This window comes from Lentzea sp. NPDC005914 (assembly GCF_040629405.1).
Classification (GTDB): domain Bacteria; phylum Actinomycetota; class Actinomycetes; order Mycobacteriales; family Pseudonocardiaceae; genus Lentzea.
Genome location: NZ_JBEXVQ010000018.1, coordinates 142,892 through 165,138, shown reverse-complemented (window position 1 = coordinate 165,138; position 22,247 = coordinate 142,892). Strand labels below are relative to the sequence as shown.

The 22,247-nt window shown below is 68.7% G+C and carries 13 protein-coding genes; 8 read left to right on the top strand and 5 right to left on the bottom strand.

What is annotated here, in order from left to right:
* Position 1: 1 nt before the first annotated feature.
* Entirely contained in the window at positions 2–1,858 is a 1,857-nt protein-coding gene (locus tag ABZ345_RS25590; protein ID WP_359853538.1) for a right-handed parallel beta-helix repeat-containing protein, read from the bottom strand.
* A 16-nt stretch (positions 1,859–1,874) separates the two neighbouring features.
* A complete protein-coding gene (locus ABZ345_RS25585; RefSeq protein ID WP_359853535.1) occupies positions 1,875–2,777 on the bottom strand; it encodes a GGDEF domain-containing protein in 903 nt (300 codons plus the stop codon).
* Positions 2,778–3,018: 241 nt separating this feature from the next.
* On the opposite strand from ABZ345_RS25585, the gene ABZ345_RS25580 reads away from it, so the two are divergent.
* From ABZ345_RS25580 to ABZ345_RS25560, 5 genes are all read left to right on the top strand, one after another.
* Positions 3,019–3,726: a hypothetical protein gene (locus ABZ345_RS25580; protein ID WP_359853532.1), complete on the top strand. Its 708-nt coding sequence runs from the start codon at positions 3,019–3,021 to the stop codon at positions 3,724–3,726.
* Between the two features lie 67 nt (positions 3,727–3,793).
* Positions 3,794–4,351, top strand: coding sequence for a hypothetical protein (locus ABZ345_RS25575; protein WP_359853530.1), 558 nt, complete (start codon positions 3,794–3,796; stop codon positions 4,349–4,351).
* Positions 4,338–5,555, top strand: a complete 1,218-nt coding sequence (locus ABZ345_RS25570; RefSeq protein ID WP_359853527.1) for an MAB_1171c family putative transporter — start codon at positions 4,338–4,340, stop codon at positions 5,553–5,555. Before ABZ345_RS25575 ends, ABZ345_RS25570 begins: the two co-directional genes overlap by 14 nt.
* On the top strand, positions 5,556–6,926 hold the full coding sequence (locus tag ABZ345_RS25565; protein ID WP_359853525.1) for an FAD-dependent oxidoreductase: 1,371 nt from the start codon (positions 5,556–5,558) through the stop codon (positions 6,924–6,926).
* The gene (locus ABZ345_RS25560; protein ID WP_359853522.1) at positions 6,926–7,309 is read left to right on the top strand and encodes a hypothetical protein; all 384 of its coding nucleotides are present in this window, start codon (positions 6,926–6,928) and stop codon (positions 7,307–7,309) included. Before ABZ345_RS25565 ends, ABZ345_RS25560 begins: the two co-directional genes overlap by 1 nt.
* A gap of 16 nt (positions 7,310–7,325) precedes the next feature.
* On the opposite strand, the gene ABZ345_RS25555 is transcribed toward ABZ345_RS25560, so the two are convergent.
* Positions 7,326–7,799: a VOC family protein gene (locus ABZ345_RS25555; protein WP_359853519.1), complete on the bottom strand. Its 474-nt coding sequence runs from the start codon at positions 7,797–7,799 to the stop codon at positions 7,326–7,328.
* 293 nt (positions 7,800–8,092) lie between these two features.
* Here ABZ345_RS25555 and ABZ345_RS25550 point away from each other — a divergent pair, with 293 nt between their 5' ends.
* Positions 8,093–9,046: a YafY family protein gene (locus ABZ345_RS25550; protein ID WP_359853516.1), complete on the top strand. Its 954-nt coding sequence runs from the start codon at positions 8,093–8,095 to the stop codon at positions 9,044–9,046.
* Here ABZ345_RS25550 and ABZ345_RS25545 read toward each other — a convergent pair.
* On the bottom strand, positions 9,027–9,506 hold the full coding sequence (locus ABZ345_RS25545) for a DUF4262 domain-containing protein (protein ID WP_359853513.1): 480 nt from the start codon (positions 9,504–9,506) through the stop codon (positions 9,027–9,029). The two genes, ABZ345_RS25550 and ABZ345_RS25545, sit on opposite strands and share 20 nt — an antisense overlap.
* 159 nt (positions 9,507–9,665) lie before the next feature.
* Here ABZ345_RS25545 and ABZ345_RS25540 point away from each other — a divergent pair, with 159 nt between their 5' ends.
* Positions 9,666–12,713 carry a hypothetical protein gene (locus ABZ345_RS25540; RefSeq protein WP_359853510.1) on the top strand — a complete coding sequence of 1,016 codons (3,048 nt, stop codon included), beginning with the start codon at positions 9,666–9,668 and terminating at the stop codon, positions 12,711–12,713.
* The gene (locus ABZ345_RS25535) at positions 12,714–15,845 is read left to right on the top strand and encodes a TIR domain-containing protein (protein ID WP_359853507.1); all 3,132 of its coding nucleotides are present in this window, start codon (positions 12,714–12,716) and stop codon (positions 15,843–15,845) included.
* 59 nt (positions 15,846–15,904) lie between these two features.
* Here ABZ345_RS25535 and ABZ345_RS25530 read toward each other — a convergent pair whose 3' ends face one another.
* Positions 15,905–22,153, bottom strand: coding sequence for an SdrD B-like domain-containing protein (locus ABZ345_RS25530; RefSeq protein WP_359853504.1), 6,249 nt, complete (start codon positions 22,151–22,153; stop codon positions 15,905–15,907).
* Positions 22,154–22,247 lie beyond the last annotated feature (94 nt).

The window sequence follows — 22,247 nt, the reverse complement described above, 5'->3', positions numbered from 1 at the left end:
CTCAGCCCTCGCAGTCGACGAGGGTGGCGTCCGCCTTCTTGGAGACGTAGAAACCGAGGTGGCGGCCGTCCCCGGCCACGCACCGGGTCAGCGTCGAGGTGCCTGAGGCGATCTCGAAGCCGGTGACTCCGCTGCCGATGGACCGGCACCGGTCGAAGGTGGTGACACCGCCGCACACCAGCACGCCCTGAGCGGGAGCGTCGGTGACGGTGCACTCGGTGAAGCGGGCTGTGCCGTCGTACACCGTGATGCCGGTGTCGGCGGGTTCGCTGATCGTGAGCCCGGTGGCCTCGACCGTGCTGCCGTAGATCCGGAGGCCGTTCCTCGGCCGGCGCATCCGCACGTTCGAGATCGTGACGTGGCCGGCGCCGACGTAGATCCCCGTGTCCGTGATGTCCTCGAACACGCTGTCGCGGATGTCCACGACGGACTGCGGGTCCATGACGCTCAAGCCCCTGGACCCCGTCACCGTGCAGCCGATCATCGTCAGGGCGCCGTTGGCGGTCACCGCCGCGCGCAGGTCGCAGTCCCGCAAGGACAGAGAGCTGCCGGCACCAGTGTTGACGCGGCCTTCGGCGACCTCGCACCGCTCCAGCACGGCCTCGCCCGCCACCCACACGGAGCCGGACAGCACGATGTCGCGCAACCTCACCCCGCCGCCGAGTGCCAGCACGTGCGGCTCCCCCGCGCTCAGCCGCACGCTGCCGGGACTTCCGGCCGGACGGACCTCCACGGGTTTGCCGAGACTGACCGCTTCCACGTACTCCCCGGGGTCGATCTCGATGACGTCTCCTGGCTCAGCGGCTTCTATCGCCTCGTAGATCGAGTGGAACCCGGTCGCCCCGACCCGGAACGCGGGCCCGTCCGAACGCTCGACCACGGGGTCGCCGACCTCGTCCGGACGGCCGTTGCCGAACGAGCCGCACTCGGTGATCGAAGCCTTGTGCAGCAACGAGAAGCCCTGCCCGGCGTTGTTGTGCGCCACGCAGCGGAAGAAGTCCGCCTCCCCGGCCACCACGAGGAACCCGTCGCGGTCGGAGTCGATCGCCTCGCACTCGTCGAAGCGAGCCCTGCCGCCCATCATCCAGACCGCGGGCCCGTGCGTTCCCGTGAACCGGCACGACGTGAACAGGCCTTCGCCGCCGGTGACCAGAACCCCTTCGGCACCAACGTTCTCGACCCGCACGCGGGTCGCGGTCAGCACGCCGTCCTCGACCTCCAGCGCGCTACCGACACCACCGTGCACGACGCCGCCGACGACCTCGACGCGTCCGAGCGTCTTGACTGCGGCGACCGGTCCACCTTCGAAGTCGTTGTGGCGCAACGTGATCGCGCCTTTCCGTTCAGCGAAGACGGCGTAGCCGCCCTGACGCACGAACCGGCAGTCCGCGATCAGGACGTCCGCTCCCGGCGCCCCCACCACCGAGGCGAGGCCGGTGTCCGCGAACTCGCAACGCCGGAACTCGCCTCCCGCCGACTCGACGCGCAGCCCGTGCAGCGCCTGGCCGATCCGGCACTCGGTGACCTCCGGCCGCGCTCCGGCACGAACCCGGAACGCGATGTGGCCGGGAGCGCTGATGTCGCAGTTCCGGATCCGCGGCGCCACCCGTCCGGTGACCTCGATCGCCGCGGCACCCCACGCCTTGCCGACGACGGTCAGGTCGCGGACCGTCGCGTCGGCCAGCAGCATCAAGGTGTTGCCGGTGCTGGAGGACAGCGTGACGGTGCCAGGTCCGTCCAGTGGCCGCAGTTCGACCGGTTGGTCTACAACGAACTCTCCGTCGTAGTGGCCCGGCGGCAGTTCGATCACGTCGCCGGGGCGGGCCGACCGCAGGACGGCCGGCAAATCTGTTCGCACGGAGCGAGAAACTACGTCAGTTACCGCGTCCGTGGTGCCGGTTCGTCCACGCGGCCACGGCGGGCAGCACGTCGGTGATCCACTCGCGAGCGGCGGCGGTGAGCTCGTAGCGTCCGGCGCGGCGATGCACGAAACCGTTGTCCTGCAGGCGCTCCAGCGTGTGGTGCACCTTCGGGCCCAGCGTCGTGGCCAGTTCCTCCGACGCCTTGGCGCCGTCGGACAGCGCGACCAGGACGTGCGGCAGCTGGTCGCCGCTCATCAGGTCCTGCAACGCGAGCAGGTGGTGCAGCGCCGAGGCATCGGTGGTGCGCTCGGCCGTGAACGCGCTCGGGTCGTGCACGTGGACGCGGGCCCGGCCCTTGCGCTTCGCCCGCTGCAACGCCGCGTCGGTGTCGCGGACGAGGTCGATGAGCGTGTCGTCGCCGCTCGGCACGTGCGACGCGACGCCGATGGACGCAGTCTGGCCGTACAACGTCATGCCGTAGCCGTCGTTGGTGGTGATTTCGGTCTGCAGCGCACGGATTCCGCGCAGCATCCGTTCCGCCACGACAGTCGCTTCACCGGCCGTGGCGCGGGGCAGCAGCACGAGGAACTCGTCGCCGCCGTACCGGCACACGAGGTCCGACGAGCGCGTGTGGGTCTTGAGGACGTCGGCCACGTCGCTCAGCACGACGTCGCCCGCAGGGTGGCCGTACTCGTCGTTGATCTTCTTGAAGCGGTCGAGGTCGATCATGAGCAGAGCGACCTGCTCCCACCGGCGCTGGGCACGGCGGTACATCGCGGGTGCCTGGTCGTCCCAGCCCCACCGTCCAAGCAGGCCGGTCAGGCGGTCCGTCGCCCACGCGCCGACCGGTTGCGCGCACGCACCACAGCGCGAGGGAGCGCTCTCGTCGTGCAGGCGCAGAGAACCGTGGTCCACTGGAAGCCCCATCCGCGCAGTCGCCATGAGTCCCCCCAGACTTCAGCTCTGACTGGCTCGAACTGCCCCCTTCAACTCAAGTGACGTCGTTCGGATCAAACGCGACACATCAGTTGAAGCGGCGGAGTGTGATCATAGGGCTACGGACAGGTGGATTCAACCCCTGTGATGCCATATGCTCTCGTGGTTCCACAACAGTGGAATGATCGCTGGCCAGGGGTCGCTCCAGCGGAGGTGTCGCGTGAGGCCGTTCGCCGAGGTGCTCAACGAGCTGTGCAACAACCCGCCCAACGGCGAAGGCAAGGTGACCAACGTAGCGCTTGCCGCGGCCGTGAAGTCACGGGGCGGGGACATCGGGCACGGCTACATCTCGCAGCTGCGTCTCGGCGTGAAGGACAACCCGACCTGCCAGGCCATCGTCGACCTCGCCGGCGCGCTCGGCGTGCATCCGGCTGTGTTCCTCGGCGGACGCGGCGAGCTGCACCCCGGTGAGCAGCCCGGCTGGCGCGCCACCGCGTTGAGCACGCTGTTCGAGGCCGTCCACCCGCCGGACCGCGGACCGTGGTCGCCGGAGGAGGTCGCGGCGTCGATCAGCTCGTCCGGCCAGTTCGGCAGCATCTCCGCGAGCTACATCCGCGAGCTGCTGAGCAACACCAGCGACAACCCGCGGCTCAAGCACATCCTCGGCCTGGCCGACCACTTCGGCGCCGACCCCGCGTACTTCTTCGACGAGGACCTCGCGGCGAGGGTCGACTCGGAGCTGACCGACTTCCTGGCGCTGCGCGAGCTCGGCGTCGTCGAGTTCGTCACCCGTCTGGCCGAACGTACGGGCGAACTGTCCCCGCAGGCCAGGGCCGCTGCGGTAGAAGGATTCCGGCAGGCTCTCGAAGTCGGCGAGGGCTGGTCGTTCCCGCTGAACAGCCGCCGTACGTCCGCGGACCACACTTGATGATGACGACGACCGCGTGAAGATCTCAGCCTGGACCGCTGCAGACGACACCGAGAGGAGGCGACGGGTGAACCGCAGGAAACTGCGCAAGCTGGTCGACGAGGTCGCCCGTGATCTCGGCCTGCCGCCCGACGCCACGCATCAGGAAGCGAGCCGCCGGGTCTGCGAGCTGATGAGCGAACGGCTCGAGCGCCCGGTCGACGTCCGCTTCGCCGCCATCACGAACGCCGTCTGCCTGAGCGGCGCCACCGCGTTGCTCGAGAACGGCACGTACCTCGTGATCTGCGCCGACTCCCCGTCCTGGTACCACCGCCTGCACGTGCTGCTGCACGAGTTCGCGCACGTGCTGCTGGAGCACCAGCCCGTGGCGCTGGGCCGCAGCGAGGGCATGCGCAAGCTCGCGCCGCACCTGTTGCCGCGCATGGCCCAGATCATCGCCGGACGGACGACGCTGACCGAGGACGAGGAACGCGAGGCCGAGAACCTCGCCGACCACCTGCTGGAGCGCCTCACCGAACACCGGGTGTGGGCCGACACGGCAGCCACCGAGGAACCCGCGCACGTGCGCCGGGTGGCCGAGTCTCTCGAAGGAAGATCTCGCTGGGTGCGTCGTGGCGATCTTTAACCTGATCTACCTCTCGTGCGGCATCGTCGGTCTGCTCCTGCTCGCGTACAAGATCCGCGCGCTGAGGTCGAGCTGGGGCAGCCCCCGTGTCGTCGCGTTGATCTCCACGGTGTTCTTCTCGGCGTTCGCGGTGTTCTTCGCGGCGCCGGCGAACATCACCTGGATCAACTGGACCACCGGCGTGCCGAACTTCGCCGCGTTGCTCGTCTACAGCCTCGTGGTGTGCTTCGCCGGTGCCGCGTTCGCGTTGGTGCTGTACTGGCGGTATCCACCTGTCCAGGCGTGGCACCGCGTCCGGCTGATCATCATCAGCTACGCCTCGATCGTCGCGGCGATGATCGTGCTGTTCTTCAAGTCCGAGCTCGGCGAGGAACGCCAGGTCGACTTCGACACCTACTACGCCACCCAGCCGACGGTGGCGGTGTTCCTGTTCATCTACTTCGTGGCCACCGGGATCGGTTGCGGCGGCCAGGCCTACCACTGCTGGCAGGGCTCGCGGGACCCGGCGATCTCCGCCCGGCCGTGGCTCGCCCTCGGGTTGCGCTGGTACTGCGCGGCGGCGCTGTTCCCGATGGCGTTCGCGGTCATCAAGCTCTTCGTGCTGCTGATGGACTGGGCCGGGGAACGCAGCTTCGACGTGCTGAGCCTGACCGCGCCGCTGATGGCGTCGCTGTCGATGATCCCGCTGGTGATCGCGATGGCGTTGCCGGTGCTCGGTCCGCGCCGCCCGTCGCCGTCGTTGTGGGTGCGGCGCTGGCGGACGTACTTCGCGCTGCGGCCGTTGCACCGCGCTCTGGTGCACGTGAACCCCGGCATCGTCCTGGTGGCGCCGGGCAAGTTCCTCAACCCGCACCACCGCGTGCGGCGGCAGATCATCGAGCTGAACGACTGGCGCTGGGCTTTGACGCCGTACTTCGACCTCTCGGTCGGCGAGGCCGCGACCTCGCTGGCACACCAGGCCTCGCTGCCGTCCGACGAGGTCGCCGCCGTCGTGGAAGCCGCCCAGCTGCGTGCCGCGGGGTCGTCCGAAGGGCGCTCTCGTCCTGCGAAGCGCCGCCCGGCCTCGGAGATCGTCGACGGCACGGACCTCGCCGCCGAGCACGACAGGTGGGTGCGCATCTCGCGCGCGTTCCAGCACTCGCCGATAGTGGTCGCCGCCGTCGCCGACGCAGCACGCGTGGAAGCAGCAGGGGGAAAAGAGTAGATGGCACCCACACACGCCGTTGTCCTCGGAGGAGGGCTCGCGGGCATGCTCGCGGCGTCCGTCCTCGTCAGACACTTCGACGAGGTCACCGTCGTGGAGCGCGACAAGTTACCGGACGGGCCCGGTACCCGCTCCGGCGTGCCGCAGGCTCGGCACGCGCACCTGCTGATGTCCGGTGGCGCCCGCGCGATCGAGTCGTTGCTGCCCGGGACGATGGACGCGCTGTTCGCCGCCGGCGCGCACCGGATCGGGGTGCCCAACGACCTGGTGTCGTTGAGCGCTCAGGGCTGGGTGCCGCGGTTTCCCGAGATGCAGTTCATCGTCTCGTGCAGCCGCGGGTTGCTGGACTGGGTCGTGCGCAGCCAGGCGTTGCGGGACAACAAGATCTCCGTCCTGACCGGGACCGAGCCGGTGTCGCTGCTCGGTGATCGTGACGCGGTTTCCGGTGTGCTGGTCGAGGATCGGATCTCCCGCGCGCAGATCTCGCTGGAGGCTCAGCTGGTCGTGGACGCGACCGGGCGAGGGTCGCGATTGCCTGCCTGGTTGTCGTCGTTCGGGCTGCCCGACGTGCACTCCGAGAGCGTCGACTCCGGACTTGCCTATGCCACGCGGATCTTCCGGGCTCCCGCTTCGGCCTCGTCCGGGTTTCCGATCGTCAACGTGCAGGCGAATCCGCGGGATCCGCATCCCGGGTGCACGGCCACGTTGCTGCCCATCGAGGACGGCCGGTGGCTGGTGACGCTGTCCGGGACTCGGGGCGGGGAGCCTTCCACCGACGAGTCGGAGTTCGTGTCGTTCGCTCAGTCCGTGCGGAATCCGGTGGTGGGTGAGCTGATCGCTTCCGCTGAGCCGTTGTCTCCTGTGTACGGGTCGCACAGCACTGCCAACCGGCGGAACTTCTTCGAGCGCTTGAAGTCCTGGCCTGCCGGGCTGCTGGCACTGGGTGACTCGGTGGCGACCTACAACCCCGTTTACGGCCATGGGATGTCCATCGCGGCGCAGAGTGCTCAGGCCCTGAACGCCGGGTTGTCGGCCGGGCACGGTGCTCAGCGGATCCAGCGCGACATCGGCAAGGTGGTCGACGGGGCCTGGGCGATGGCGACCAACCAGGACATCCTGTATCCGGGTGCGGTCGGCAAGCCGTTGCCGTTGGCAGGGCGGGTTTTGCAGCGGTACGTGGATCGGCTGGTGCGGACGGCCACTTCGGAGGCCGCGGTGACTCGGGCGTTTCTCGACGCGTTCACGTTGTCGGGGCCGATGGCGAACCTGGTGAGCCCCAAGGTGGTGTGGGCGACCCTCCGCGGGCCCCGGCGGCAGGTGTCGCCGGAGCCCACGCTGACGGCGGACGAGCGGGAACGGGTCACCGGCTGATGTACGTGCTGCAGGCGGTGATCGCGCCCTCTGGGGTGCTCAACTCGCGAGTCGTTCCGCTCGGCCAGGACCTGGTGTTGCTGCCGTTGTCCTCGATGCCCGGCGAGAACGTGTTGGCGCAGTGGTCGCTTTCCGGGCCCGTCGCTCTCGTCGAGGCCGAGTTCTTCGGTGGGTGCGGGTCGCAACAGGCACAGGTCTGGGAACACGGTCGGCGTGTGCTCGGACCGCTCGTGCAGGAGGAGGACGACCCCGTTCCGCCGGTATCGCCGATCTCCCTGGCGTTGCGGCGGCTCGGTGTGGTGAAGGGCTCGCACCACGACGAGTTCGACGCCGTAGGGCTCGGCCGGCACCGGTCCACCTCGGACTGGATCACCTCGGACTGACGCAGCTCGGACTGGCTCACCTCGCCGGAGTGAAGTCCGCACTCTGCACGTACTCCATCGCCTTGACGAACGCCGGGTCTTGAATCCTGGCGTTCAACTCCTCCGCGCTCGGTTCCGCGACGCGCTGGTGCAGCCACCACAGGTTGCCGAACGGGTCGGCGAACCTGCTGACCCGGTCGCCCCAGAACAGCTCGGTCGGCTCGGTGACGACGCGCGCACCCCGGTCGGTGGCGCGCTTGAGCGTCTCGGCGTCGTCGGCGACGTAGAGGCGGAGGAAGGCCGGGGTCTTCGGCCACTTGGGGACGTCGAACAGCATCACCACCGAGTCGCCGATGCGAACCTCGGCGTGGCCGATCTCCGGGGGCTCGCCGACTCGGCCCAGCTCGGTCGCGTCGAACACCTCGACGATGAAGTCGATGAGCTCGGCGGTGCGGCCTTGCGTGATCAGCCACGGTGTCACGGTGTGATAGCCCTCGGGCACGACGTTCATCGCTCTTCCCCTTCCTCGACCAGATCAGCCATGCGGTCTTCGAGCAGCCCCGGCACGCAACCCCGCGTCACCACGACACCGCGCGGCCCCTCAGCCACCACGCTCATCAGCCCGTCCTTCCCTCGGTCAGCCCGGCCGCACACCCGCGCGGCCTCCCAGCCATCCCGCTCATCAGCCCGTTCCTCCCTTGACCAGCCACGACGTTCTCCGGCCGGCCCCTTCGTCGTTGTCCGGGCGACCGTAAAACCCATCTAGGTCTGAAAAGGTCCTAGTTCGGGCCTAGATTCGTCGGCATGAGTGATGCGGCCCGGTTGTTGCGCCTGCTCTCGTTGCTGCAGACACCGCGCGAGTGGCCCGGCAGTGAGCTGGCCGACCGGTTGGGCGTCACGTCGCGGACGGTGCGGCGCGACGTCGACCGGCTGCGCGACCTCGGGTATCCCGTCGAGGCCTCGATGGGCGTGCTCGGCGGGTACCGGCTGGTGGCGGGCAAGGCGATGCCGCCGCTGCTGCTCGACGACGAGGAGGCCGTCGCCATCGCGGTCGGGTTGCGGACGGCCGCGCGGCAGCCGGTGGCGGGCATTGCCGAGGCATCGCTCAGGGCGCTGCAGAAGTTGCAGCAGGTGTTGCCGCCGCGGCTCGCGCGCCGGGTGTCGTCGTTGACGTCCGCCACCGCGCCTGGAACGGCCTCCTTCGCCTCCCTGGTCGACCCGGCGCAGCTCACGGTGATCGCCGGAGCGGCGCACGCGCGGGAACGGGTGCGGTTCGGGTACGTGGACCAGGAAGGTGTGGTGTCCAGGCGGCACGTCGAGCCTGTTCAGTTGGTAGCGCTCGGCCGGCGCTGGTACCTCCTCGCCTTCGACGTGGAACGGGACGACTGGCGGATCTTCCGGCTGGACCGCGTCTCCGACTCGCACGCCACCGGGGCCCGGTTCGCGCACCGCGTGCCGCCGGGCGGGGACGCCACGGAGTACGTGACGCAGAAGATGTACGAGTCGGCGCCCACCTATCGGGCGCGCGCGACGTTGCGGTTGCCCGTGGAGCTGGCGCGGGCACGGCTGGCGGACTTCGCCGGCGACCTGTCAGCCCTCGACGACGGCACGTGCACCTGGCACAGCGTCGAGGACACGATCGACTACCTCGCGTTCCGCCTGGCCTTGCTGGGGTGTGAGTTCACGGTGCAGGAGCCGCCGGAGTTGGTGGAGCACCTGCGGGACCTGGGCGGGCGGATCAGCCGCTCGGTGGACTAGCCCGCACGCCCAGCACCGGCTGGCCGCCCAGCACACCGTCGTAGGACCGGTCCCAGGGCCAGCGGCCAGACTCGTCGGCGTGCACGAGCTGCAGAGCGGCGATGCTCTCGCCGTACAGGCGGGCCGACACCAGGAGGTGAGCCCATGGACGCTCCACGCGGACCACCTCCAGCAGCGGGCCGCCTTCGAGGGCGAAGCGCTGGCCCGGGGACGGGACGCAGCTGTGCGACAGGTGTTCGGCCGTGTCGTCGAGCAGACGGCCGGCCTCCAGCACGGGCAGACCCGTGACGACCAGCTCGGGCAGGCCGCGCAGGGTCAGGCCGACGGTGTAGGCCCAGGGCGGGTGAGCCCTGTCCCGTTCGATCGCCTGGACGGCCCAGCCTCGCGCGTCGATGCAGCGGCGCAGGGTGGCCAGGTGTTCTTCCATGCGGCTGGCGGGGTGGTCGCAGTCCCAGCACATCAGGGTCTCCTCGGGTCGGGGTGAGCGGGGTGAGGTCGTGCCTCGTCCAGTGTGCCGAGGAGCACCGACAAGATCGTTTGGGCAGTTCGTGGACAGAAAGTGGACAAACGATCTGTCGGCCGTCTGGATCGTTAATCTGCGACGCACGGAGGATCGTCCATGCGCCAAAGAACGCTTCTCATCGCGTTGGCCGCCATCGCAATCATTGCTGCGGCGGGCATTGCGATCGTGCTTCAGCCCGGTGAGGCTGCGCTGCGACAGCAGCAGCAAGGTTTCACCGTCTCGTTCGCGGCGGCGGAGAGTGCGCTCGGGGAAGACCGCGAGAACCAGATCAGGGACTGGGCGCGCATCGGGCTGGCCTCCCACCTCGACCTGGACACGCAGGCAATGCGGGACGCCTTCTTCGACGCGTTTCCCATCAGGGACAACGGGTTCGCGGACCTCGCCAGGCAGCCGACCGGACCGGGCAGGGCGCTTCTCCAAGGCGACACCCTGCACCTGCTGATTCCACGTGATGACGTCAACGACAAGCGCACGGCCGGACTTCTGCTCGACCAGCACCGCACGGACGCCGGCAGCGACCCGCGGAAAGTCCAGCTCCACCGGTACGAGATCCGCGACAGCACGATCGTCATCACCGACGAGGACTCCCAGAGCACCAACGACTTCCGAACGCGGAACGGCTACGTCAGCGAGCGCGTCGACGACGGCCTCGGCAAGTTCCTCGCCAAGGCGAAACACCTGTCCACGCTGGAGATTCGCGGCAACGAGGTGTGGGCGGGCGGCTGGAACTGGCCCGGCCCGGACCTCGCGGATGAAGACATCTCCGTGCTGCAGCGCGCCTACGCCAAGCACGAGCAGCCGGCGTTCTCCCTCGACCCGCCGAGCGAACCCCCGACGCGCGAAGACATCGACGCAACGCTCAAGAACGTTCCCCAGCAGACGATCGACGAGCTCCTCGCCGGACAGGCCGACCGGGAACTCATCGAGGCAGGACTGTTCGACCAGGCCACACCGGAGGAGCTGAAAGCCGGCGGCCTCCCCGCGGACCGCACCGACCTGTGGACGATGCTCAACGTCCTGCGCGGCCGCCCGCTCTACAACGAGGCGCGCTACGAGGGCGGCATCGAGGGCACCGAAGTCGGCATGACCCTCTTCTACACCGACCTCATCGCCAAGCAGTGGGTGGACGGCGTGGGCGACGGTGTCCCCGCGATCACCGGGTTCGTGCCGGACAGCGAGGCCGTCACACCACCGGCCCACTGCGCGACCAGCCCCGGCGCGGAAAGCGGCAGGCTCTGGTTCGGGCAGAACGACGACGCGTTCGACTTCACGAACGACAGGGCCTCGCTGGGCGCCCAGTCCACCCGGCTGTTCTCCCGGTCCGACGGCGCGGAGGGCGAGGTCGAGCCCAGCTACGCGTTCGGCAGAGGCCTGCGGTGGTGGGACGAGCACTACCAGGAGGTCGCCGACCACGAGGCCCAGTACGCGCGGCTCGACCAGATCATGCGCTGGAGCGGCGCGCTGGAGTGGTTGCAGAGCAAGGGGAAGAAGCTCCCCGAGACCGAACCGAAGAACACCCTCAAGTTCGCGGACTGGTACCAGGAACGCACAGACCTCAAGGAACGCAGCGACATCCGCCCGGTCCAGCCGCCGTCAGCCCGGCAGGAAGCCGTGCTGACCAAGCCCTCCAAGGCCTACAAGAACTGCGGCTTCTACGGCGTGCGCGGCGGCGTCTCGCTCGGCGACGGGATCACCCGCATCGGAGACGGCTACAAAGCCGACCTCCCGGAGCAGGTCCGGCGCGCCGGACCGATGGACAAGTCCTCCACGCTGAACAACGGCAACGGCAAGATCACCAAGCTCACCGTCGGCAACCAGCACGAGGTCGTCGACCGCGTCGAGCGCACCATCACCACCTCCAACGGGACAGCCAGCACCACGACAGCGGCAACCGGCCGCGAGGTCATCCCGTTGGGTGAGCTGAAAGTCATGCAGCCGGCCACGACCGTGCGCCGGCTCGCCACCACCCTCAAGGCCGAGCAGGGAAAGATCGACTACCGCGTCGACTACCAGGGCAACCACCTCGGCACCCTCACCGCCGGCAAGATACGGTCACGCATCTCCCTCAGCTGGACCAAAGGCCTGGTCCACCGCATGATCCAGGCGCTGCAACCGATCCAGCGCGGCAAGAGCATCAACGAGAACGTCTTCTACAGCCAGCGCGACGCGAACGGCCAGACGCAGCACCGCATCGGCGACAAGGACGACCCGTGGCTCACGGTCGGACCCGACGCCCCGGCGGACGGATTCGCCCTCCGCGTAGGCGTTCAGGACGCACAGGGCATCACGACCCATCTGCTGGCCGAACTGAACCCGCGAGCCCCGCCCACCGGCGACTACATGACGCTGACCCCCACCCGGGACGGCCCGCCGGAAGCTCGGTTCAGCAACAGCCCTCCAACGGGCACCCCGATCCAGGTCCACACCCCTGACGGCAAGTCGTCCTCGCTGTACGTCGACAAGGATCATGTCACCGTCTCCAGCGCCGATCCCCTGCTGGGCCACAACGGCGCCGAAGAAGGCGCGGCCATGCTCCGCGAGATCGCCAGCGCACTCGCCAAGCCGGGCGAACCGGACGGGCTCCTGCGAGCAGTGCAGTTCGGCGACGTCGGCGCCATGATCGGCAAGAACGAGATCTTCCTGAGCCCATCAGGACATCAGTGGTCCACCAGGGTCCGCGAGGCTCTGGACGGCGACACCACGATGCGCATCACCGACGGCAAGGCCATCCACGTCGACAAGTCGCCACTGCACCGCGTCAGCACCGGGAAAGCCACGCTGGGCGAGGTGCTCAACTCCCCCGGCACCACGTTCTACCTCAACGAGAGCTTCCGCGCGACACTGGGCACGAAGGACGGTCCGGTCGTAGCCGACGCGTTGCAGCAGAACATGACCGTCACCGTCCGGGAAGTCACCGCGGAGAAGCAGCAACCGGTCCCGGCGGACGTCAGGGTCTACCGCAACGTCGAGTGGTCGAAGGTCGACACGCCACCGAGGATCGGCGTGCCCACCAGCCTCAACATCGTGATCACGCTGAACTCCGGCGCCCCGGCCACCACCGGTCCGGCGAAGCCGAACGGTCCTGCCGCGCGGATCGTGCTGATCTGCCCGGAGGACGACACCGCGAACGGCTGCGGGGACTGAATGGAACTCGAGCCCGGCACACCCCTCGCCAACGCGATCAGAACCGCCCAGGCCGCCGCCAGGCGCGGTGACGTGCACGGGGTCGACCACGCCTACGCGGAAGCCGCCAAGATCAGCCGGATCATCGCCCACGACCACTGCGCCACGCTGCTGAACATGGGCGCGATCGCCAAGGCCGCCCAACGCTGCGACGCCTACCTCACCACCGACGACACCGAGCTGCGCGTCCTGCGCGCCCAGATCCGCAGTGCCGCAACGGATCACGCCAAAGCCGCGCAGGAGGTGAGAGAGCTGCGCAGGCGAGACCTCACCGAACTGCAGCAGGCGATGCTCGCCCGCGTCGCCGCACTGGCCGCCGCCGATCGGTACGACTACCCCACCGCGGAAAGCGAGCTCGACGCCGCCGAACGCCACTTCCGCCGTGCGGGCCACCGCGAGTACCTGGAAGCCATCGGCAACGACCGGCTCCTCCTCGACGTGCGCAGAGGCACCCACGTCTCGAAGGCCGGCGACCAGACCCCGCGCACCCCGGCCGAGTTCCTCCTGCGGTCCACGGTCCTGCGGCGCGACGTCCGGTACGAGGAAGCCCTGGCGCTGATGACGAGGTGCGCCACCAGCTACGAGATCGAGCCCTCACTGCGGTTCGCCGTCCTCTACGAGCTGACCGTCCTGCTCGTCCTCACGAAGCAGGCGGGCACAGCGCGCAGACTCTTCCCGTTGCTGGTGGCCGCGGCAGGCCCGGAAGTGCTCGCGAAACTCCCCGACGCCACCCAGGCGCTCAACCCGGAACGCCGCCTCGACCACGTCCGCCGCCTGATCGCCGACGACGAGCTGATCAAGGCGGAAGGCATGCTGGGCGAAGGAACTTCGGCGCTCTGGCACCTGACCGCGGCCGAGCTCGCCTACGCCAGGGGGCGGCTCGACCACGCCGCCCGGCTCTTCCACCAGGCGGCGACCCGCACCGAACACGCCGAGCTCAAAGCGCTGGCGCTCAGGAAGCTCGGCGACACCTTCGCCGACGCGAGGGACGAAGATCAGGCGGCGAAGTACTGGAACGAGTCCCATCACATCGAAGAGGACATCGCCGACCACCAGGACAGCCCCAGCGTCAAGCTCCGGATGCTGCGCGCCGCACGGGACGAGCACGACGGCCGGGTGCTGGCCGCGGTCCGCCGAGTTCGCCGCGACGGCAAGAAAGCGCTGGCAGCGCTGGCGGTCGCGATCGAAGCGGCCCGAGGCGCCACGATCCTGACCGAACCCCGCGACCTGCCCAGGTTCACCGACCTGCGCGCGGCCGACCGCTGGCTGCGCAGGACGACCAGGCGCCTGCCCCGCGACCAGGTCGTGTGGATGATGCACGCGACACCGGACCAGCTGCACCACGTGATCATCGGCCGCGGGATCACGTACATCGCCACCGACGTCCACGTCAGCCGGCTCACCGAGACGATCCGCGAGCTCAAAGCGTGGAACCCCAGGTACAACCCGGCGATCCTCGGTTCCCTGCTCACCGAGCTGACCAGCCTGATCGGGCTGGAAGACGTGATCAGGGCGCTGCCCGCGCAGGCCACCAGAATCGCCGTGGTGGCAGGAGACGTGCTGGCGGACATCCCGCTGGCCGGACTCCCGGTCCCCGGCACCAGGCTGTACCTCGGCCTCACGCACGCCCTGTCCCACCTGCCGTGCCTCTCGGCCCTGCCACCGCTGCACCGCCGCTCCCGCAGGCAGAGAGGCGACGAGACGGCGATCTTCAGCCCCGACCCGGCCCTGCGCAGGGCCACCACCGAAGGCGCGAGGTTCAGCGAGGCCGCGGAACTCGAACGCACCCTGAAGGAGCACCGCTTCCACCGCGTCCGCATCGACGCCCACGGCACGCACGACCGCAGGGACCCCGACCAGTCCTGGCTGAAGTTCGGCAAGGAGAAGGTGTCCGCGGAAGCGTTGGGAAGCATGGACTTCAGCACGTGCGGCACGGTGGTGCTCGGTGCCTGCGAGTCCGGCATGACCCAGCAGCGGGGCCGCGACGAGAAGGTCGGCTTCGTGCGTTCGGCCATCATCGCGGGCGCCGGAGCGGTGGTGGCTGCGCGATGGCTGGCCGAGGCGGAGGTCGCGCAGAAGGTGCTCGACGCGTTCGACCGGAACCTGGCCACACTGCCCCGCGACCGCGCCCTGCAGCACGCGCTGAGATCGGTCGCCGACCGGCACCCGGCGGACTGGGCGTGCTGGTCGCTCTACGGCGACGCGGGCGTTCAGACCAAGGCGGGCCCGCTCCGCAGAAGACTCAGGAAGAACGGAGAACCCGTGCCGCTCGAGACCCGTCCCAAAGTGTTCCTGTCGTTCGCCGGCAAGGACCGCCCGCACGCCGAGCAGCTGCGTGCCGAACTGGAAGAGCGCAACGTCAACGCCTATCTCGACGAGAACGAGATCGCGCCGGGCGCCAACGTGGTCACCGCCATCAACAACGCGTTGGCCACGTCGGACTACTACGTCCTGCTGTGGTCGGCGAACACACCGCAACGCGACTGGGTCACCGAGGAGTGGACCGCCGCGTTCAACCTCGAGATCTCGCGTCGCCGCGCCTTTCTGTTCATCGTGCGGCTCGACGAGGAACCGCTGCCGCCGCTTCTCGCGCCGCGCAAGCACATCGACCTCGTGGAGGCTCCCGACCGCCTGGTCGCGACCTGGCGCGCGGACCGCAAGTCGGAGCTTCCCGTGTTCCCGCAACCGGTGCCGCCGACAACGGGCGGCCCGACCGTCGCGATCTCGGTGCGCAGCCACGACCTCGGCGTGACGCACGTCGTCATGACACCACTGCACCTGACCGGCGCCGACCTGTACCGGGCGGTGTTCAAGGCGTTGCGGCTGCCGACCGAGCAGGCCACCTTCGACGGCGCGATCGGGATGCGGTTCTCCTACGAGCTGTTCCAGCAGAACGAGCCGATCCCGGACGACCAGTCCACCGTGGAACTGGTGTCCGACCTGGTCGACATCGCGGTCCGCGTCGAGTCGTTCGGCCCTCGCGGCCCCTACAGCAACAAGGAGTTCCTCCCGGACGAGGAGATCGACGAAGGGCTGGACGTCGACCAGCAGCGCATGCTGCTCGTCGCCGCGTTCCGGCACCTCCTTCCCTAGCAGGCACAGAGCTCCCCCCGGCGGCGAAGGCCGGGGGCAGCTCTGCCGTTCACCTCACATCAGGACCTGCGTCGCCGTGCCATCAGCGTCATGAACGCACCGGCGAGCAGCAGGGCCAGACCGCTGCTGAGCGATGCCCACATCGCGGCACCCGTGCTGGCCAGCGCCGGTGCCACCGGCTTGGGCAGCAGACCCGCGTCGAGCGTGAGGTCGACCCGCTTGTCCTTGCCCAGCTTGGTGACGTGCGTGCACCCGGTCGCCGGGTCGGCGTCCGAGTCCTTGGCGTCGTCACCGACGTGCGCCTTGGTCAACTGGCGGCCGGCCACCAGACCAGACTTCGGATCGGCGTTGAAGCAGACCTTGTACTCACCGTCCGGCAGGTCGGTGAACAGGTACATGCCGTCCTTGTCGGTCTTGGAGTCCGCCACCGGCTTGCCGGCACCGTCCTGCAGGTACACCGGCAGATCCGGAACACCCGGCTCGTCCGCGTCCTGCACCCCGTTGGAGTTGTTGTCGTACCAGCCGAAGTCACCAACGCGGTTGGTCGGCGAGACCAGGCCGAGGTCGAGGGTCAGGTTCTCCCTCTTGCCCACGCCCACGGTCACCGGCGGCGTGCACCCGGACGCGAGTTCCACGTCGGAGTCCTTGGCGTCGTCGGAGCCCGCGTTCGGCTTCGTCGCGAGGTATCCGGCGTAGGCACCCGGCAGCGCACCCATCTCGAAGCACACCTTGTAGGTGCCGTCCGGGATGTTCGGGAACTCGTACTTGCCGTTCTTGTCGGTCTTCACCGGGTCGCCGACGGATTTGCCGTCCTTGTCGACCAGCTTGACCGGCACACCAGGCACACCGGGCTCGCCCGGATCCTGCACGCCGTTGCGGTTCGTGTCGGACCACACCAGGTCGCCGATCCTGTTCGGCGGCGCGTACAGACCCATGTCGAGCGTGTAGTCACGACGCTTGCCGACGCCGACCGTGGTGGTCAGCGTGCAGCCCGTCGCCGGGTCCACATCGGAGTCGACGTCGGCCTTGCCGGCACGAGGCTTCGTGACGACGTAGTCCGCCACGGCCGCGGGCATGTTCTTGAGGTCGAAGCACACCTGGTACGTGCCGTCCGGCAACCCGTCGGTGAAGTAGTACTTCCCGTCGGGCCCGGTCTTCTGGGTGCCGAGCTCCTTGCCCTGAGCGTCCTTCAGGATCGCGGTGACGCCCTCGACAGGCTTCTCACCCTCGTCCTGCAGGCCGTTCTTGTCGGCGTCGATCCACACGTAGTTGCCGACACCGTTGGCCGGCGGGTGGATGCCGGCGTCGAGCGTCAGGTTCTCGCGCTTGCCGACACCGAGCTCCACCTCAGGGGTGCAGCCCTTGTCCGGGTCGGCGTCCGAGTCCTTGGCATCGTCCGAGCCCGCGTTCGGCGTGGTGAACACGAAGTCCTTCACCGCGTCCGGCATCGGGCCGAAGCACACCGCGTACTTGCCGTCGGGCAGGTCGCCGAAGACGTACTTGCCGTCCGGACCCGTCGTGGTCGTCTGACCGTCGGACAACTTGACCGGCACGTTCGGAACGCCGGGCTCGCCGTCGTCCTGCACGCCGTTCTTGTTGTTGTCCTGCCAGACGTAGTCGCCGAGCTTGTTCGGCGGCGAGACCAGACCCATGTCCAGGGTCAGGTCGACGCGCTTCCCCACGCCCAGCGTGGTTTCCGCCGTACAACCGTCGGCGCCCGCGTCGGAGTCCTTCGCGTCGTCGCCACCGGCGTTCTGCGTCGTGACCTTGTAGTCCGCCACGCCCGCAGGCAGGTTCGCGAGATCGAAGCACACCTTGTAGGTGCCGTTCGGCAGGTCGTTGAACAGGTACTTGCCCTGCGCGTCCGTCTTCGTGGTCGCGCCGGTGTTCAACTTGGCCGTCACGCCCTCGACCGGGATGTCGGAGGCGTCCTGCAGGCCGTCCTTGTTCACGTCGACCCACACGTAGTCACCGAGACGGTTCACCGGCGGAACCAGACCCATGTCGATCGTCGGGTCCTCCGGCTTGTCGGCGTTCAGCTCGACCTCGGGCGCGCACCCCGTTGCCACGTCGGCATCCGAATCGTGCTGATCAGGCTCTGGGGCGTCGTCGCCGCCGGCGTTCGGCGTCGTCGGCACGTAGTCCTTCACCGCGTCGGGCATGTTCGCGATGTCGAAGCACACCACGTACTTGCCATCAGGCAGGTTCGGGAACTCGTACTTGCCGTCACCGTTGGTCTGCGTGGTCTTGTCGCCGACCTTGACCGTCACGCCGGGCACACCGGGCTCGTTCGGGTCCTGCACGCCGTTCTTGTTGTCGTCACGCCAGACCGTGTCGCCGAGCTTGTTCGGCGGCCTGATGCCCAGGTCGAGCGTCAGGTCCTCGCGCTTGGCACTGCCGAGCAAGGTGTCCGGCGTACAACCGTCAGCACCTGCGTCGGAGTCCTTCGCGTCGTCGCCACCCGCGTTCGGCTTCGTCACCAGGTAGCTCTGGTACGGCGCCGGCATGTTCGCGATGTCGAAGCACACCTTGTACGTGCCGTCGGACAGGTCGTCGAAGAGGTACTCGCCGTCCGGACCGGTCTGCGTGGTCTTGTCGCCCAGCTTCACGGTCACACCCGGCACGCCCGGCTCGTCGCCGTCCTGGACACCGTTGCGGTTGGTGTCGACCCAGACGTAGTCACCCAGCTTGTTCGGCGGGGAGACCAGGCCCATGTCGAGCGTGAGGTCCTCACGCTTTCCGCTGCCCAGCGTGGTTTCCGCCGTGCAGCCCTGAGCGTCCGCGTCGGAGTCCTTGGCGTCGTCACCGCCCGTGTTCTGCGTGGTGACCTTGTAGTCCTTCACCGCGGCAGGCAGGTTGGCGACGTCGAAGCAGACCTTGTAGGTGCCGTCGGGCAGGTCGTTGAACAGGTACTTGCCCTGGGCATCCGTCTTCGTGGTCGCACCAGTGCTCAACTTCGCCGTGACGCCCTCGACCGGGATGTCCGACGCGTCCTGCAGACCGTCCTTGTTGACGTCGATCCACACGTAGTCGCCAAGACGGTTGACCGCGGGGACCAGACCCATGTCGATGGTCAGGTCTTCCGGCTTGTCGACGTTCAGCTCGACCTCGGGTGCACAACCCGTTGCGGGGTCGGCGTCCGAGTCCTTCGCATCATCGCCACCGTTGGGCTTGGTGACCTGGAAGTCCTTCACCGGCGCCGGCAGGTTCGCGATGTCGAAGCAGACGGTGTACTTGCCGTCCGGCAGCTTGTCGAAGACGTACTTGCCGTCCGCACCCGTCGTGGTCGTCTTGCCGTCGGAGAGCTTCACCGGCACGTTCGGCACCGGCTGTTCGCCGTCGTCCTGCAGACCGTTCTTGTTCGTGTCGATCCACACGTAGTCACCGAGCTTGTTCGGCGGCCTGATACCCGCGTCGAGCGTGAGGTCCTCACGCTTCTGAGGGCCGACAGTGGTGGTCTGCGAGCACTTCGACGTCGGGTCGGCGTCGGAGTCCTTGGCGTCGTCACCACCGGCGTTCGGGCGCGTCAGCAGGTAGCCCGCGTACTCGGCCGGAGCGGTCGAGATGTCGAAGCACACCTGGTAGGTGCCGTCGGCCAGGTTGTCGAACAGGTACTTGCCTTGCGGGTCGGTCTGCTTCGCGGTGCCGACCGGCGCGCCCGTTCCGTCCTTCAGCGTCACGGTCACGCCCGGCACACCCGGCTCGTCACCGTCCTGCAGGCCGTTGCGGTTGGTGTCCTTCCAGACGAAGTCACCGACCTTGTTGTTGGGCGGGGAAATGCCGGCGTCGAGGGTCAGGTCCTCGCGCTTGGCCGCACCCAGCGTCGTGGTGGCCGTGCAGCCGTCGGCGGGATCGGCGTCCGAGTCCTTCGCGTCGTCGCCGCCCTGGTCCTTGCCCGTCAGCACATATCCGGCGTACTGGGGGGGCAACGTCGACAGGTCGAAGCACACCTTGTAGACGCCGTCGTCGAGGTTGTCGAAGAAGTACTTGCCCTGCGCGTCGGTCTGCTTCGGGGTGCCGACCGGAGTGCCGTCACCCTTCTTCAGCACCACCGTGGCGCCCTGAACGCCGGGTTCGCCGGTGTCCTGGACGCCGTTGCGGTTGGTGTCGACCCACACGAGGTCACCGAGCTTGTTGGTGACCTTGGCGTTGACGCCCGCGTCGATCGTGTGATCCGCGGTGCCTGCCTTGCCGGTGGTCACCTGGGTCTTGCCCGCAGCGTCCACATTGGAGTCGATGACCCGGTCGGGACCGGCCTCCTTGGTGGTCCACTTCAGGTCCGCCTTGTTCGGGTTGCCGGGCAGCCCCGTCACGTTCACGTTGCTGAAGCTGAACGCGAGGTTGTAGCAGGTCTCCGGCTTCAGGCCGTCGGCCGCGCCGAAGTAGTACTCGCCCTTGGCGTTAGTGGTCTTCACCGGAAGTGCCGCGCCACCAGCGCACGGCGTCGCGGTGACCGTGACACCCGCGAGCGCGGGCTCGTCACCGTCCTGGACGCCGTCGGCGTCGGTGTCGAACCAGACGCGGTTGCCGAGCTGAACCGGCGCCAGGTCGCAGAGCGCTTCCAGGTCGCCGAGGCCGTTCGCCTTGCCCCAGCCCTCGCTGCCGTCGGTCTCCAGCTTGGTGATCTGGTAGCTGTGGCTGTGGTCGTCCCGCTGCATCTCGCCGGTGGTGCGGTCGAACCAGCCGACACCCGTCGAGCGCACGGCGATGGGGTCGAGCACGACCGCCGGCATCCGCGCCTCGCCGTAGACGAGCGCGAGGGCGCCCTGCGAGCTCTCCTGGTGCGCCACGCCCCAGAACTCGCCGGGGTAGTACTCGAGGACGCTGAGGGGTTCGTTGCCGCCGTTCCAGCCCTGGTTGTGGTTCGGGCAGGCTGCCGAGCTTCCTTCCCAGACGTACGCGCCACCCACGAGGCACGCCCGGTTCAGGTCGCCACCGGACATGTTCTCGTGGTTGCCACCGGAACCGTCCGGCGCCGGGATCTTGTACCCGCCCTGGTCGGCGAACCGGTCGCGGAAGTCGAGCACCAGGTCGCCGTTGTTCTCGATGCCGATGTCGGTGAGCAACGGCTCCGGGTAGGTCTCGTGCCGGTCGTCGAGCTCGGTGGCGCCCCAGTTGTCGGTCCAGGGGTACCACTTGTTGCTGCTCGGCCGGGTCTCCTTGGCGAAACCGCGTTCGAAGGTCAGCACCTTGTTGACGATCGGCGCGCTGAACGCGCCGCCCGCGAACGTCATCACGACGCCGCGCAGGTCGTTGCGGTTCTGGCTGGACTGCGCCGAGCAGACACCACCGACGTAGATCTTGCCGTCGCGGATGCCGAGCGCGCCGGGACGCCAGTCGGCCGCGTTCGCGCAAGCGGTTGCGGGGATCGCCCAGGAACCCTTGGGGGCGCTCGCCGTCGCACCGGTCGCGTCGAAGGCGTAGAGCTTCTTGTCGGCCAGGTTCACGACGTAGAGCTCGCTGCCGTCCTCGGTGAGCTCGAGGCCGCCGAGAGCCTCCTTGCCGACACCGGCGAAGAACGGGCCGTCGAAGTTGGTGGCGTGGTTGTGCTGCGCGGGGCCGTCGGCGTTCGGCACGGTGGCGAACGTCGTCGTCGCGCCGCCACCGGCCGGGGTCACGTAGATGCCGCCCGGTCCTGCCGGCCCGTAGTCGGCGAGCCGCTTGGCGAAGGCCGAGGAGAAGATCCGCTTGTCCTGCTTGCGGTAGCCGATGCCGAAGACGGTGCCGGTCGCGCCCTGGCTGGCGATCTGCGCCGGGTTGGCCTCACCGCGCTGGTTGAACGGGAACGTCACCAGCGAACGCGACCCGTTGTTGACGTTGCTGCTGCCGTCCTGCTTGCGCGTGGCGCGCATGCAGGAGGTCACCAGGGTCGGGTTGGCCTGGCAGTAGTCCGCCGGGTTCCACAGGCCCGTGGTGACGACGGCGGCCTTACCGCCGGTGACGTCCACGAAGGCCGTGTTGCTCTCGAGCGTGCCGCCCGCGGGGGCCGGCTGCAGCACGCTGCCCACCGGTGGGTTGACCTGCACGCGGTACTTGCCGCCGCTCACCGGGCCGAGGCCGACCGCGACGCTGCCGGACGCGTCCGTCGTGCCGGTCGCGGTCTTGCCCGCGGCGTCGGTGACGAGCACCGAAGCGCCTTGGACCGGCACCTCGACGGCGGCGTCGTAGTTGCCGTTTCCGTTGACGTCACGAATGACCTTCACGGTCAGCGAGCCGTCACCGGGACCGGCATGCGCTGTGGCCGGTACGACCACGGCGGACGAAGCGGCCACCAGCGCGGCGAGCGCGGCGGCGAGCGGGCGTTTCACGAGTTGACGCTCCTAGGCAGCAGGGACGGGGCACACTGCGGGAATGTGGAAAATGCCACCGTTTCCGCAGATCTGCCCGTCGTGCACCACTTAC